Annotated in this window: 12 protein-coding genes; 6 read left to right on the forward strand and 6 right to left on the reverse strand. The window is 48.1% G+C overall.

Features of this window, described 5'->3' with window-relative positions; translation table 11 throughout:
- The first annotated feature begins 79 nt into the window (after positions 1-79).
- Positions 80-877, forward strand: a complete 798-nt coding sequence (locus H8L47_RS00395) for a bestrophin-like domain (protein ID WP_186951270.1) — start codon at positions 80-82, stop codon at positions 875-877.
- Between the two features lie 64 nt (positions 878-941).
- Here the strand turns inward: H8L47_RS00395 and H8L47_RS00400 are convergent, their stop codons facing one another.
- Together H8L47_RS00400 and H8L47_RS00405 are read right to left on the reverse strand one after the other, a co-directional pair.
- Positions 942-2,327, reverse strand: a complete 1,386-nt coding sequence (locus H8L47_RS00400; protein WP_186951271.1) for a DEAD/DEAH box helicase — start codon at positions 2,325-2,327, stop codon at positions 942-944.
- Between the two features lie 89 nt (positions 2,328-2,416).
- A complete protein-coding gene (locus H8L47_RS00405) occupies positions 2,417-3,208 on the reverse strand; it encodes an inositol monophosphatase family protein (RefSeq protein WP_186951982.1) in 792 nt (263 codons plus the stop codon).
- Positions 3,209-3,414: 206 nt separating this feature from the next.
- On the opposite strand from H8L47_RS00405, the gene H8L47_RS00410 reads away from it, so the two are divergent.
- The 3 genes from H8L47_RS00410 to H8L47_RS00420 all read left to right on the forward strand — a co-directional run bounded on the left by H8L47_RS00410 (position 3,415) and on the right by H8L47_RS00420 (position 7,194).
- A complete protein-coding gene (locus H8L47_RS00410; RefSeq protein WP_186951272.1) occupies positions 3,415-4,173 on the forward strand; it encodes an RNA methyltransferase in 759 nt (252 codons plus the stop codon).
- Positions 4,174-4,573: 400 nt separating this feature from the next.
- Positions 4,574-6,460, forward strand: coding sequence for a type IV pilus assembly protein FimV (locus H8L47_RS00415; RefSeq protein WP_456243380.1), 1,887 nt, complete (start codon positions 4,574-4,576; stop codon positions 6,458-6,460).
- 86 nt (positions 6,461-6,546) lie between these two features.
- Positions 6,547-7,194 (forward strand): glutathione S-transferase family protein, encoded by a 648-nt coding sequence (locus tag H8L47_RS00420; RefSeq protein WP_186951274.1) that lies wholly within the window; start codon positions 6,547-6,549, stop codon positions 7,192-7,194.
- 49 nt (positions 7,195-7,243) lie between these two features.
- Here H8L47_RS00420 and H8L47_RS00425 read toward each other — a convergent pair whose 3' ends face one another.
- Positions 7,244-8,044: a PP2C family protein-serine/threonine phosphatase gene (locus H8L47_RS00425; RefSeq protein ID WP_186951275.1), complete on the reverse strand. Its 801-nt coding sequence runs from the start codon at positions 8,042-8,044 to the stop codon at positions 7,244-7,246.
- Between the two features lie 84 nt (positions 8,045-8,128).
- Between H8L47_RS00425 and H8L47_RS00430 the strand changes: the two genes are divergently transcribed.
- Both H8L47_RS00430 and H8L47_RS00435 read left to right on the forward strand, forming a co-directional pair.
- A complete protein-coding gene (locus H8L47_RS00430) occupies positions 8,129-8,329 on the forward strand; it encodes a YdcH family protein (RefSeq protein ID WP_110253319.1) in 201 nt (66 codons plus the stop codon).
- A 44-nt stretch (positions 8,330-8,373) separates the two neighbouring features.
- On the forward strand, positions 8,374-10,365 hold the full coding sequence (locus tag H8L47_RS00435; protein ID WP_408057684.1) for an ATP-dependent DNA helicase: 1,992 nt from the start codon (positions 8,374-8,376) through the stop codon (positions 10,363-10,365).
- Positions 10,366-10,607: 242 nt separating this feature from the next.
- On the opposite strand, the gene H8L47_RS00440 is transcribed toward H8L47_RS00435, so the two are convergent.
- The 3 genes from H8L47_RS00440 to H8L47_RS00450 form a co-directional block, all read right to left on the reverse strand.
- On the reverse strand, positions 10,608-12,671 hold the full coding sequence (locus H8L47_RS00440; RefSeq protein WP_408057677.1) for a M13 family metallopeptidase: 2,064 nt from the start codon (positions 12,669-12,671) through the stop codon (positions 10,608-10,610).
- Positions 12,672-12,821: 150 nt separating this feature from the next.
- Positions 12,822-13,808 (reverse strand): peptide ABC transporter ATP-binding protein, encoded by a 987-nt coding sequence (locus tag H8L47_RS00445; protein ID WP_222616357.1) that lies wholly within the window; start codon positions 13,806-13,808, stop codon positions 12,822-12,824.
- Complete coding sequence (locus tag H8L47_RS00450) at positions 13,808-14,824, reverse strand: oligopeptide/dipeptide ABC transporter ATP-binding protein (protein WP_186951278.1); 1,017 nt, start codon at positions 14,822-14,824, stop codon at positions 13,808-13,810. Before H8L47_RS00450 ends, H8L47_RS00445 begins: the two co-directional genes overlap by 1 nt.
- Positions 14,825-14,829: the final 5 nt, after the last annotated feature.

A 14,829-nucleotide genomic window follows, 5' to 3' on the forward strand; every position in this document is an offset into this window, starting at 1 on the left:
AAATCTGTCTTAGATATTGTTAAAATGAAAAAATCTGATTGTAGCAATATCTTCCTTAATATCGAAAGGGCAAAGACTGATGGCGAATGAGTTTATGTACGGGCAAAGCACTGCTCTGATTGTTTTTCTGCTTCTGGCGAGTATGCTGATTGCCAACGAGCTTGCGTATAGAAATGGCTTGCGCAAACAAGCGCTGGCGAATGATGCTGCCAAGTCGCAGATCAATACTTTGCAGGCTTCCATGCTGGGCTTGCTTGCCTTGTTGTTGAGTTTTGCCTTTTCTCTGGCGCTGCAAAGGTTTGATGAGCGTAATCAATCGGTAGTGAGTGAAGCAAATGCGATTGGGACCACTTATTTGCGCACTCAATTGTTACCCGTCAGCATACGCGAGCAGGCGCAGATCATGTTGAAGCTCTACATAGACCTACGAGTAGAGGAAGGGCAGGTCAGTCTGGCAGATGTAGAAAAACGTGATGCCTTAATAAAAAAATCTAGCCAAATCTCGGATCAGTTGTGGGCGCTCGCCATGAAGTCAGTCGAGCTTGATAAGAGTGCTGTGACCACTGGCATGTTTGTACAGTCGTTGAATGACACTATCGATGCATTTGGTAAAAGGGATGCGGGCTTGCAAAGACATGTGCCTGAGACAGTTGTGTTGCTCTTGCTGATCACAATTATCATTACAGCTGCGACGATAGGCTATGCCTCTGGTCTGACTGGGCAAAGGGCTGCCTTTGCGACCTTGGCATTACAAATACTGATTAGCATGGCTGTATTCTTGACAATAGACCTTGATCGCCCTCGACGAGGTTTTATACAAGTTAGCCAGACGAGTATGCTGAGTTTGCAGCAGGCGATTCATGCAACGAATAAATGAATATTTATAAAACACTAAGGGCCAGAATGGCCCTTAGTGTTTTTAACCTGCTTAAACGCGGATGTTAACCGTTGCCACGACTACCAGACCTGCGCGGAGCAGATTGTTTTACTGCTGGCCTTGGGCCCGCCGGACGAGGTTTGGCACCCTGCGGTGCAGCAGCTTTGCCTGGTGCACGGGCTTGCTGTCCCCGGCCATCACCGGCGGGGCGTTGACCACGGCCTGATGGCTGACTTCTGCCGCCTCCGCCACCACGGTGATCAAAGCTGCGCAACTGAATAGGCTCTGCCTTGGCATGTGGGTCGGGGATGAAGCCATCAATGATCTCTTGCGGAATTTGACGTTTGATGAGCTTTTCTATGTCGGCCAGCAACTTGAATTCATCAACGCACACCAGGGAGACCGCTTCGCCAGTGGCGCCAGCGCGGCCCGTGCGTCCAATGCGATGCACATAATCTTCCGGCACGTTCGGTAAATCATAGTTGACGACGTGAGGCAATTGGTCAATGTCAATACCGCGGGCAGCGATGTCGGTCGCAACCAGTACAGTCAGGCTGGCATCCTTGAATTCAGCCAAAGCCTTTGTTCGTGCGGATTGGCTCTTGTTGCCGTGAATGGCCATGGCAGCAATGCCATCTTTGCCCAATTGTTCTACCAGTTTGTTGGCGCCATGCTTAGTGCGGGTAAATACCAGCACTTGTGACCATTGATGGGTCTTGATTAGATGCGCCAGTAAAGGATGTTTCTTGTCACGGTCAACCGGATGCACTTTTTGCGCAATGATTTCGACGGTAGAATTGCGCCGTGCCACTTCTATCATCGCCGGATTATCAAGCAGGCGGTCAGCTAGGGTTTTGATTTCGTCGGAGAAGGTGGCCGAGAACAACAAATTTTGGCGTTTGGCAGGCAAGATCGCCAGCACTTTTTTGATGTCATGGATAAAACCCATGTCCAGCATGCGGTCGGCTTCATCCAAAACCAGGATTTCAATGTTGCGCAGGTCTATCGTGCCTTGCTGATGATGGTCTAGCAAACGGCCAGGTGTTGCTACCAAAATATCGACACCTTGCTTCAGTAACTTGATTTGTGGATTGATGCCCACGCCACCAAAAATCACGCCAGAATTCAGTGGCACATATTTGCCGTAAGTATTGACACTTTCTTCTACCTGGGCTGCAAGTTCGCGTGTAGGTGTCAATACCAGGGCGCGGATAGGGCGTCTGCTGGTTTTATCTTTTGGTGCATTGGCTGACGTTGATAGTCGTTGCAAGATAGGCAGGGTAAAGCCGGCGGTTTTGCCAGTGCCGGTTTGCGCGCCAGCTAGCAGGTCGCCGCCTTTGATGACAGCAGGAATAGCTTGCAGCTGTATCGGGGTTGGAGAGGTGTAGCCTTGTTCCGTTACTGCGCGAACAATGTTCTCGGATAAGCCGAGTTCGTTGAATGATGCCATGTGGTTGTACTGTATTTCTTTATGATCGGGCTGATTTGCATCGGCCCGAAGAGAGAGGCGCCCCGGTCAAATAACCGGAGCGTGAGAATTTACTTTTTTGCGGAAAACGGTTGTAATGCATTGACCATCTGGGCAAATACTTTTGGTGTGCCAGCCAACACATCACCTTTATGCAGGTAGTCAGAATCACCGGAGAAGTTACCGACGATGCCGCCAGCTTCAGTGATAACGAGTGAGCCTGCAGCGATGTCCCAGGGAGCCAGGCCTTTTTCAAAGAAGCCATCAAGGCGACCACTTGCTACATAAGCCAGATCCAGTGCAGCAGAGCCTGGCCTTCTCAAGCCCTGGCATTTAGTCGTCATGACTTTGAACATCGCCAGGTATTCATCCAGACCAGACAGATCACGGGATGGGAAGCCTGTACCGATCAAAGCATCAGCCAGTTTGTCGCAACGGGTAACGCGGATACGCTTGTCATTCAGAAATGCACCAGCGCCTTTGCTGGCCGTGAACATTTCATTGCGTGTAGGATCGTAAATGACAGCTTGTGTAATCACGCCTCGCTGTTGCAGTGCGATGGACACACAATATTGTGGGAAGCCGTGGATGAAGTTGGTCGTGCCATCGAGTGGATCAATGATCCATACATTATCATTTTCGTCGTGCAAGTTAGCGGAAGCGCCTGATTCTTCAGCAAGAATGGCATGATCAGGATAGGCAGAAGTCAACACTTCAATGATAGCAGCTTCGGCAGCGTGATCGACTTCGGTCACGAAATCATTGAATTGTTTTTCTGTGACTTGGACACGGTCAAGGTCAAAAGATGCGCGATTGATAATGGTCGCGCCACGACGAGCAGCTTTTACTGCCGTATTCAGCATTGGGTGCATAAGGTTTCCGATAAAATGACAGCATGCAAACAACTATCCATAGAAAAGGATGCTGTCACGATGCTAGACAAAAATGATAAAGAGCGTGCGCAATTTACGTCCGGCAGCGATCCGTCTGGTTGATAATATGCACAACCAATACGTATAACCAAAACGACAACCGAATAAGAAATTAACGCGTGATACCTCTATTTTAAATGAACTTGCCTAAAACCGACACATCTCTTTTTCAGCGCATGCGCTTCATTCTCGTTGAAACTAGTCATCCAGGCAACATAGGCTCTGCTGCCCGGGCCATTAAAACCATGGGTTTTAGTGAATTGATCCTCGTAAAGCCGCGTTTTGCAGATGCATTGAAAAATCCAGAAGCAATTGCACTTGCCAGTGGCGCGCAAGATATACTCGACAATGCCCGCATCGTTGATCACATTGATGATGCATTGCAAGGGTGTGAATATGTGGCAGCAGTCAGCGCCAGATTGCGGGAGTTTTCACCCCCAATTCTTAGCCCCAGAGTATTTGCTGAAACCATGGTGCAAAGTCAGCATGCAAAAATAGGACTGATTTTTGGTAATGAACGGTTTGGGTTGCCAAATGACATTGTCATGAATTGCCATGCCTTAATCAATATCCCGGCCAATCCCGCTTATTCTTCATTGAATCTGGCGCAAGCTATACAACTCTTGTCCTATGAATGTCGTATGGCAACCGATACAGGCGAATTATTCTCAGGTAATATTGGTTTTCAAGGGCAATTGGCGGCAGTGGATGAAATAGACGGCATGTATAAGCATCTGGAGCAGGCGCTAGTTGCAATCGAGTTTTTGCATCCTGACAATCCCAAAAAACTGATGCCACGTCTGAAGCGCATGTTGTCACGGACGCAATTGGAAGTTGAGGAGGTAAATATTTTGCGTGGCATTGCAAGAAAAATACTAGACACTGCCAAGAAATAAATAACGCAGGAATAAAGCAGTCAAATTTCTGCTGAAACAAAGCATCAGCGGCTCAGTTTGTGTCTTTTTGACCAATTCAATAAACAGGATAGTCCGGGCTTTAGTATTGATCTTTTTGTAGTTTTCCTTCAAATTGATCGAAAATACATTAAGAGTTCGCCTTATTCCTAGGGAGTTGGGCGCTTGATTATGTTGTTGTAAATGATAAAAATGTTGAAATCAACAAACATTCTTACCATTGTTTGCGTTTTACAATTAGTTACGCCTTCAAGGATTGTTATAAAGCCAGTAAGATTGCAGTTAATATACATTCAGGAATAGCAATTGATTTTCTGGAGTAACGCATTTTCTTTCTGAGGTCATTATTATTTTTGTCCCATTCCGCCGATCGACGATATATCTGCTTTGCCTTGGTGCACTAGCATCTGGAGCAGCAGGGGATGCTTTTGCATTAGGGTTCAGCAATTTAACCGTACAATCTGCTTTGGGGCAGCAATTGCGTGCTCAGCTGGAATTGACTGGCAATGATGCGGCAGAGATTGAACAATCCTGCTTCAAGGCCAAGGTAGAAAGCCCAGATGGCAATTTGTTGGCTCCCGTAAATGTCACTCTGATTCAAAAGGGGAGCGCCCGCTTCCTGACTTTGGTGACGAGGAAAGACCTCTTGGAACCCGCCGTCAAGATCCTGGTGGACATGGGGTGTGAAATTCAATTGCATCGCGAGTTCCTGATTTTGCTTGATCCGCCTCAATTCGCGCCAACCTTGCCCGCTAGCGTTTCCAGTGCACCAAAAGTGGCTTCAGGCAATAAAGAGGCTATGTCGACAGGGCAGCAGGGCGTACAAATTTCACAAGCCTTAGAAAAAAATGGCCGCAGGAAGACCCGGCGTAATCCTGACGCGGGTGAAGTTGTTGCTGCTGAAGTGCCAATCACGAAAAAAAAGCTATCCAGACAAACCGAAAATAAAATCACTCCCCCACAGCAAATTGTTGAACAAAGGGATACGCTAAAGCTATCGGATGATCTGCCTATTTTGTCGCAAGGCTTGCGTCTTAGTGATCAGCTTTCTCTCGGTGGGGCACAATCCAATATTGAAGATTTGCGGGCAGCGCAAGCACAGCTTGCGGCCATGTTGCGGGATGAAAAACCCAATCAGATGCCTGTGGAAAAATTGCAAGGTGAGCAGCAGAAAATTCTCGGTTTGCAGCAAGAAGCGCAACAGCTTAAACGCCAGAGTCAGTTGGATAAGGTCGCTTTGGAAGAGGCCAGGGAAAACAGTTTTTCGCGCAATTGGGTGATAGGTTTAAGTGCATTCATCTTTGCTGGATTGGCTATCATCGCCTTTCTTTTGCTTTACGTCGGCCGCATGCGCAAAGAATTGGCGGCAAGCTGGTGGCAACAGAAAGAGCAAGTATCAGAGCCCGAGCCTAAAAAGAATATAGAAGAAATCGTTGACAGCATACAAGCATCTTATGGCCCGACAACGACAAGTGCCTTGTATCATGTGGGTGATGATGAGGAAGATAAGGCTGGAACCAGCAGGCCGGTAACTGCCCCGGTAAGAAAAGCTGGATCGGCTGCCAATCTTGGTAAACTTGAGACACCATCAATATTTAGCAAGGCCTATGTCCCGACTCTGGAAGACAGCAATAGCAGTACTTTTAACTTCTTTTCCAGTAAGGGCCAGTCGTCGGTTAAGGTAGAAGAGATATCTGATGTGACCCAAGAGGCAGAATTCTGGATTTCTGTCAATGATCCACAGAGAGCAATAGAAATCCTTGAGCCGCAGGCCGAAATAGACCATCCAGAGTCGCCAGTCCCATGGCTGTATTTGCTCGACTTATATCGGGTAACTTCTAGTAAGGAAAAATATGATGCCTTGCGCGATCGCTTCATCGTTTTTTTCAATGCAAATATCCCAGAGTATGAAACAGATCCTGCAACACTGCCGAGCAGGCAACTGGAAGATTTTGAACATTTGATGAACCGTATTTGCCAGATGTGGAGTAGTAACGACATCCTGCCCTTCCTTGAAAGCCTATTGGTGGACGACCGGGATGGCAAACGCATGGGTTTCGAGTTGCCAGTATATCGTGACATTCTGCTGCTCATTTCTGTCGCCAATGAGCTAGAGAAATCACCTGCATTACCAGGCATGGAAAGAAATCGGGGATGGAACAACGTTTCAGACTTGCCGGTAGAAGAAGAGGTTCTTGCGACCAAGGAAAACAGTAGTGAGTCGAATTTGATTAATTTTGAGACTATCGAGTTTCACAGGGAAAAATAGTCCGAACAGTTGCGTTTGAAGAGTGTCAGTCAGCAGGTTCAAAAAAGTAGGATTGCAGCAAATTATTTAAAATAGGTTAGGGACATATGATCAAACTTTGCGGTTTTGCTATCAGTAATTACTACAATAAAGTGAAATTGGCTCTATTGGAAAAGGCCATTCCTTTTGAGGAAGAGTTAATCTGGACAGCTAAGTCCCCAGATCAATTATTGCATTCGCCAATGGGTAAAATACCTTTTATTGTGACTGAGCATGGCTCCTTATGTGAATCTCAGGTTATCGTCGAATATCTTGAAAGCCGTTTTCCTGCACATCCTTTGATGCCGGCTGACCCATTTGCCGCTGCCAAATTACGCGAATTAATCGCTTTCATGGAGTTGCACCTGGAATTACCCGCCCGTGAATTGTATGCAGAGGCCTTCTTTGGCGGCAAAGTTACAGATGAAGTCAAGGCCAAAGTGGAAAAACAGCTAGGCCGTAGTATTCCCGCGTTTGCGAGCCTGGCAAAATTTGATCCATTTGTTGGCGGTAAAGAATTCACTTTGGCTGATTGCGCTGCAGTTGTGCATTTTCCTTTGGTGTCGATGGCGACCAAGATTATTTATGGCAGGGATTTTCTGGCAGAATTGCCTACCCGCGAATATGTCAAACAGATTTCTGAACGCCCAAGCATGCAAAAAGTCAATGCAGACCGTAAGGCAAATCAGGAATTGATGGCAAACCGCGCAAAATAGTCAAAGCTGCTGGCGCAACAAACAAAAGCATTGCACCAGCCGCTTGTGTTTATACAGCCCTGCGCATTTTTTGTACCGTATAAGTTTTGGCTTGCGTAGGCGGATCAACCAGCTTGACAATGGCAAAGGTGCAATTATCACCGCGACCGCTTGCGCGGTCTCTGGCTTTTCTTATCAAAAATTCTGAAGCCTGGCGTGGGCTGTTGGCAGCAACGGCTGCTGATAACTCATGATCTTCAAAGTAATGCCAGAGGCCATCTGAACATAATAAAAAGCTGTCATGCGCCTTCAATGGGGCATGTTCACCAAAGGTAATGTAAGGTGCAGCAGTGCTAGAGCCAAGTACATTGACCAGAATATTCGATAATCTGTGGGTTTTAGCTTCTTCTGCCGTAATTTTGCCTTCATCCACCAATTTTTCTACATAAGAATGATCTTTGGTTTTTTCGGCATAATTAGGGCCATCAAAGCGATAAAGGCGCGAGTCTCCAACATAAGCCCAAATGGCCTCCTGTTGCGGTGTAATAACTAATGCGACTACGGTACTATGTGGTTCTTTCTCAGATGAAACACCAGACAATTTAATGACGGTGTGTGCTTCATTGACGATATTTTCCAATAGGCTGCGAACATTATTTCCTGGGTAAAATTCATCAAATAATTGTTTTGCCGTGCGAACGACTTGCTCGGCGGCAAGTGCGCCACCGCTTTTTCCGCCCATGCCATCAGCAATGACTGCCATGACATAACCTGGCGCATGTGGTGCCGCAAAAAGTGCTGTGCGGTCTTGTTGTTCCTGCCGGTCACCGATATGTTGTCCGGTTCCTGCTTCGATCTTATATTGGCTCATACGTCTTGGTAGATTAAACTAACGGGATTAACCCAAAAATGGTCTTTCCTTAATTAAACTTTATTTTACTGCAACCAGAAGACTATGAGCCACCCAGAACAAATACTACAACGCATTATCGAGCTCGAGGTAGAACATAGAGACCTGGATGTGGTAATTGAGACCCTGATTAAAGATCCCTGCCACGATGAACTGCAACTGCGTCGCCTGAAAAAAAGAAAACTGCAGTTAAAAGATCATATTACTTTGTTAAGAATGCAGCTGACGCCAGATGTCCCTGCATGATTATCCACTTTTCCACGTCTTTGTAGTTAGTTTCTGATTGCCTCATTTTGACTGAATCACTCGCCACACCGAATGCAATTGGCATTCATGATGCTGAAGTAGAACATATTTTTGGCTTGACCGGACCATTGAGTGCCTCGGTGAAAGGCTATCGCCCGCGTCAGGCACAGACAGAGATGGCAAAAGCCATTGCCGATGCCATCGCCGGGCAAACAACCCTGCTGGCAGAGGCAGGCACAGGCACGGGAAAAACCTATGCTTATCTGACCCCGGCATTGCTGTGGGGTGGCAAGGTCATCGTTTCTACAGGAACCAAAAATCTGCAAGATCAGTTGTTTCTGCGCGATATACCAACCATACGTAAAGTATTGAAGGCACCAGTATCCATAGCCTTGCTGAAGGGCAGGGCAAATTATCTTTGCCACTACCATCTGGAAAGAACCATACAAAACGGCAGGCTCAGTTCGCGTGAAGATGTTGGCTATTTGCGTGATATAGGTCGTTTCATTAAAACAACAATGACTGGCGACAAGGCAGAGTTGGCGCGCGTGCCGGAAAACGCCTCAGTCTGGAGCCTGGTGACTTCGACCAAGGACACCTGCATGGGGTCAGAGTGCCAGTATTATCAAGACTGCTTTGTCATGAAAGCACGAAAGGAAGCGCAACAGGCAGATGTGGTCGTGGTCAATCACCACTTGTTTTTTGCTGATGTGGCCCTGAAAGATACGGGCATTGCAGAGCTGTTGCCGTCTGCAAATACAGTCATCTTTGATGAAGCGCATCAATTGCCGGAAACGGCCACCCTGTTTTTTGGCGAAACGGTCTCGACTTCGCAAGTGCTGGAGCTTTGCCGTGATGTGTTGGCAGAAGGTTTGTCACATGCACGTGACGGGGCAGAGTGGGCCAAGCTGGTAGCTCCTGTAGAGCGTGCAGCGCGCGATTTGCGCCTGGCTTTTCCGCAAGACATCGTACGCTATTCCATAGACCAGATCGCGCTTTCCAGCCCCTTCTTTGAAGCACTGGAAACCTTGAAATCCACGATGGATGAGATGATTGCGGTGCTGGAAAAGCAGGCAGAGCGCGCTGAAACATTGGAACAATGCCGGGCACGTTCCATTTTGCTGGCGGAGCAATATGAAAAATGGAATGCCGCAGATGATGGAAAATCTGGCGATTATGTTTTGTGGGTAGAGGCTTTTTCCACTTCTCTGCAATTGCACCGCACACCTTTATCAATAGCTCCCATATTTAACAAGCAGCGTGAAGGCGTGCCGCGTACCTGGATTTTCACTTCAGCCACCATGGCGGTCAAGAATGACTTCAGCCACTATGTCTCGCAAATGGGTTTGTGGGATCAGCCAGCCCGCACCTGGCCTAGTCCCTTTAATTATCAGGAGCAGGGCTTCTTGTATGTACCAAATGGCATGCCACAGCCTAACTCCTACGAATACATGGATGCGGTAATCGATGCAGCATTGCCCGTCATAGAGGCTGCCGGTGGCAAGACTTTCTTGTTGTGTACCACCTTGAAAGCAGTGAAACACAGCGCCGAGCGTTTGCGGGATGAGTTTCAAAAACGTGGCCTGGATTTCCCTTTATTCATTCATGGTGATGCAGGGCGAACTGAATTGCTTGATCGATTCCGTGCGGCGGGCAATGGTGTCCTTATCGGCAGTCAAAGTTTTTGGGAGGGGGTGGATGTGCGTGGCGATGCCTTGTCTCTGGTGATTATCGATAAACTGCCTTTCGCACCACCTGATGACCCTGTCTTGTCTGCCCGAATTGCGGCAATGGAGAAAAAAGGCCTGAATGGCTTCGTTCATCATCAATTGCCGGAAGCGATTATCAACCTTAAGCAAGGTGCAGGTCGCTTGATTCGTGACGAGGGTGATAAAGGAGTATTGATGATTTGCGATCCAAGACTGATCTCAAAACCTTATGGCAAGCGCATCTGGCAAAGCCTGCCAAGCTTTGCACGTACCAGGGAATTGGCAGAAGTGCAGGCTTTTTTCAAAAAAATCAGAAATCCCGGTTAAGCAAGAATTGCGCAGCACATTTGAGACACTTGCTGTACCTAGGTAAAAAAGCAGCACTGAAAACAGTGCTGCTTTTTGCTAAGTACCTGTTTACGATCTTACTGCGCGAGCGTGATCGGGGCTCATGTGCAGCTCAAAATGCTCATGTACTAGAGTGCATTCCGCTTTTTGCGCTGATCTTCACTCCGACGGAGCACGCTCGCTACAGATCGCAAACAGGTTCTAAGTCAACTGCACTTGGATTACCAGATACTTACGCGCTCGGTTGGTGCCAAGAACATCTTGTCACCTTCCTTGAGTTTGTAGGCATCATAGAAGCCAGGCATATTGCGCAAAGTACCGTTAGCACGGATTTCTCCCGGGGAGTGCGGGTCCGTTTTCAATTGCACTATCATCGACGCTTCTCGCATCTTGCCGCGCCATACCTGGGCAAAACCCATGAAGAAACGCTGATCACCAGTCAAACCACCGATCACTGGTGCAGGCTTGCCACCCAAAGATAATTTATAAGCTTTGTAAGCAATCGCCAGACCTGAGTTATCTGCAATGTTTTCGCCCAAAGTCAGTTCGCCATTGACGTTGTAACCAGGAATAGGGCTGAAGGCGCTATATTGCTTAACCAGCACTGCAGTTTTAGCAGCAAACTTTGCGTGATCTTCCTTGGTCCACCAGTCGCGCAAATTGCCCTTGCCGTCATATTGCGCGCCCTGGTCATCAAAACCATGGCTAATTTCATGGCCGATGACTGCACCGATGCCGCCGTAGTTGACTGCATCGTCAGCCTTTGCATTGAAGAATGGCGGTTGCAGGATCGCCGCAGGGAAGACGATCTCGTTAAGCTCTGGATTGTAATAAGCGTTGACAGTTTGTGGCGTCATGCCCCATTCATCGCGATCTACCGGTTTGCCCAATTTATTCAATTCAAATTGGGCAGCATACATGCGCGCATTACGCAAATTGCCTAAAGCATCTCCTTTGGTGATATTCAGGCCAGAATAGTCGCGCCATTTGTTTGGATAGCCAATCTTGGGCATGAAAGTCGCCAGTTTTGCCTGGGCTTCTTTCTTGGTTTCCGGGCTCATCCAGTCCAGAGTATCTATGCTTTGCTTGTAGGCCAGCAGCAGATTGCCAACCAGTTTTTCCATTTTGGCTTTGCTTTCAGCCGGGAAATGCTTGGCCACATACATCTTGCCTAAACTTTCACCTAGTGCTGAATCAGCCAAGCGCACGCCACGTTTCCAGCGCGGCTCTTGTGCTGGAACTCCGCGCAAGGTGGTGGAGTTAAATGCAAAGTTTTCATCGCTAAACTGTGCCGGGAGTTGACCCGCTGCAGAGCGCAAGATGTGCCATTTGAAATAGGTTTTCAGTTTATCGAGCGAAGTCTCTTGCAGAATTTTGCTCAAACCGGAAAGATAGCTGGGTTGACTGACGATAATATAATCGATCTTGCCTTTGACGCCGAGATCACTCAAATAAGCATTCCAGTCGTAACCTGGGGTAAGCGTATCGAGTTTGTTGATCTCGATTTTATTGTAAGCCTTGACTGGGTCGCGTAATTCAACCTTGGTCCATTGCACTTTGGCCATGTCAGTTTCCAGTGCCATAATGTCTGCCGCATGTTTTGCGGCATCCTTATCACCGGACATGGACAACATTTTTTCTATATGGGTCAGATACTTGGCGCGATACTCTTTCAATTTCGCATCGTCATTGTTGAGGTAGTAATCACGATCAGGCAGGCCCAGACCGGATTGGACAATGTCAAGGACATATTTGGTCGAGTCTTTATTATCCTGATGAATTTGCAGGTCATATGGTGCACCTATGCTGGCACGATTCAGCCAAGCCATCAAGCCAGGAATTTGTTTTTTGTCTGTCATGCCATCTACTTTGGCAAATTCAGCTTGCAAAGGTTTCAAACCCAGTGAGTCGATTTGGGCAGTATCCATATAACTTGCGTACATATCCCCTATTTTTTGCGCATCTGTACCAGGTTTATTTTTTGCTTTTGCCAAACCTTCGATTAGAGCATGCAAGCGCGGGATAGTCGCTTCGCGCAAGTCGATGAAAGCACCAGCAGAAGATTTATCAGAGGCGATTTCCGTGTTTTTTAACCAGCTACCATTCACATGGCGAAAAAAGTCATCTTGGGCGCGGACCGCGGCATCATTATGCTTGGAATCTATGCCGGACAATAAGACCGATGCTGCAGATGCTGTTTTCACTGGTTCTGCGGCTGTCGCGAGTTGACTGCCAACAGTACCGGCGATCATCAGCGCGATAGCGCTAAGTACTTGTGCTTTCACTTGGGGTCTCCTGGGAGTGAAGGTGAGGTTAAAAATAAGGCAACCGTCAAGGCTGCCCTGGAAATTGCTGCATTAAAGCTGTTGCAACAGTTCCCGAGCCTGAATAAGACTGCGAGAGTTTAACGAAGTTCGCCGGATTTAGTAAAAGTTTTAGATAATTTCTTCCACTCGATGACATGCCACGAGCCGGTTGTCAAAGGGACGCAATACAGGTATTTCTTGACGGCATCTTTCATTCGCATGGGGACAGCGATTATTGAAGGCACATCCTGGTGGTGGGGCCAGCGGTGAAGGCAATTCGCCGTCCAGCATCATCTTCTGTTGGCGCTGTGCCGGGTCTATCCTCGGCGTTGATGCCAGCAATGCCTTGGTGTAAGGGTGTAGCGGGCGCTGGAAAATACTTTGCTTGTCGCCATGTTCTACGGTTTTCCCCAGGTACATGACCAGAACATCGTTGGCTATATGTTCAACTACCGACAGGTTATGTGAGATGAACAGGTAGGCAACACCGTTTTGTTGCTGTAAATCCATTAATAAGTTCAAGACTTGTGCCTGAATAGATACATCCAGTGCAGAGACTGGTTCATCGGCGACGATGACTTCAGGATCAAGCATGAGTGCCCGGGCGATCGCTATGCGCTGCCTTTGCCCACCTGAAAACATATGAGGATAGCGCCCGTAATGTTCCGGACGTAGCCCCACTTGCGTCATCATCGCCCTGGCTTTTTCTTCCCGCTCTTTAGCTGACAGATGGGTGTTGATGATCAATGGCTCTTCCAGCATTGCACCGACTTTTTTCCGGGGATTCAAGCTGGCATAAGGGTTTTGGAACACCATTTGCACCAGAGGCCGCACTTGTTTGAGTGTGAGCTTATCTGCATGCGCAATATTTTTGCCACCCATCCACAACTCGCCACTGCTGGGTGTCTCTATCATGGTGATCTGGCGGGCTAGGGTAGATTTGCCGCAGCCAGACTCACCAACCACGGCCAGGGTTTTGCCTGCAGTCAGATGGAAAGATACGCCGTCCAGCGCCTTTGCCATTGCCTTGGGTTTGAGAAAGCCTTGCGACACTGCGTAATGCTTGGCCAGATTCTTTGCTTCCAGTAATACGGGAGTCGTAGTGGTATTTTGCATCATGCTGCCTGATCAATTTGTGGTGCTTGCCATCCATTCCCTGGCACGCCTTGCGCATCCAGAGGGAAGTGACAACGTACCTGGGCATTAGGCTGTCCTTGCAATTGCGGCCGGTCAGTTTGGCAGTGCTCAGTCGCATAACTGCAGCGCGGTGCCAGCAAGCAACCTGTTGGCCTGTCATAAAGGCCAGGGACTACGCCAGGTATGGTTTGCAGGCGCGCCTTGCCCAGGTTATGTTCAGGAAGGGCCGCCAGCAAAGCTTGGGTGTAAGGATGTCTTGGGGTATTGAATATTTCTGGCACAGTGCCAGTTTCCAGCACTTGCCCGGCATACATCACCACAACGCGCTTGGCAGTCTGTGCGACAACGGCCAGGTCATGGGTGATCAACATCAATGCCATGCCACGCTCACTCTGTAATTGCAGTAGTAATTCCAGCATTTGCGCCTGTACTGTAACATCCAGTGCTGTCGTTGGTTCATCCGCGATCAGCAGGCGCGGGTTGCAGGCGATAGCGATGGCGACCATGACACGCTGACTCATGCCTCCAGAGAGTTGGTGCGGATAGGCATTCATGCGCCTTTCCGGGTCTGGGATGTCAACTTGCTTCAATAATGCCAATGCTTTGGCGCGCAAGTCTTTTTCCTTGCCACCCTGATGCAGGCGCAGGGTTTCCATCAACTGAAAAGCCACGGTGTAGCAAGGGTTAAGACTGGTCATGGGATCCTGGAAGATCATGGCGATATCCTTGCCCAATAGTTGCCGTCTTTCTTTGTCCTTCATTTTCAGCAGGTCGCGGCCATCGAATTCCATTTGATCGGCACGCACACGTCCAGGGAAGTCGATCAGGCCCATCAGAGCCAGGGAAGTCACGCTTTTACCCGATCCTGATTCACCGACGATGCCAACTACTTCACCTTGTTCTATGAAAAGATCAAGACCATCAACAGCCTTGAATGGCTGAGTTTCCGAGCCAAATTCAACGCGCAAATTTTTAATATCCAATAATGGTTTCATGTTGA

It is taken from the genome of Undibacterium umbellatum (assembly GCF_014284125.1).
GTDB classification, from domain to species: Bacteria; Pseudomonadota; Gammaproteobacteria; order Burkholderiales; family Burkholderiaceae_D; genus Undibacterium; species Undibacterium umbellatum.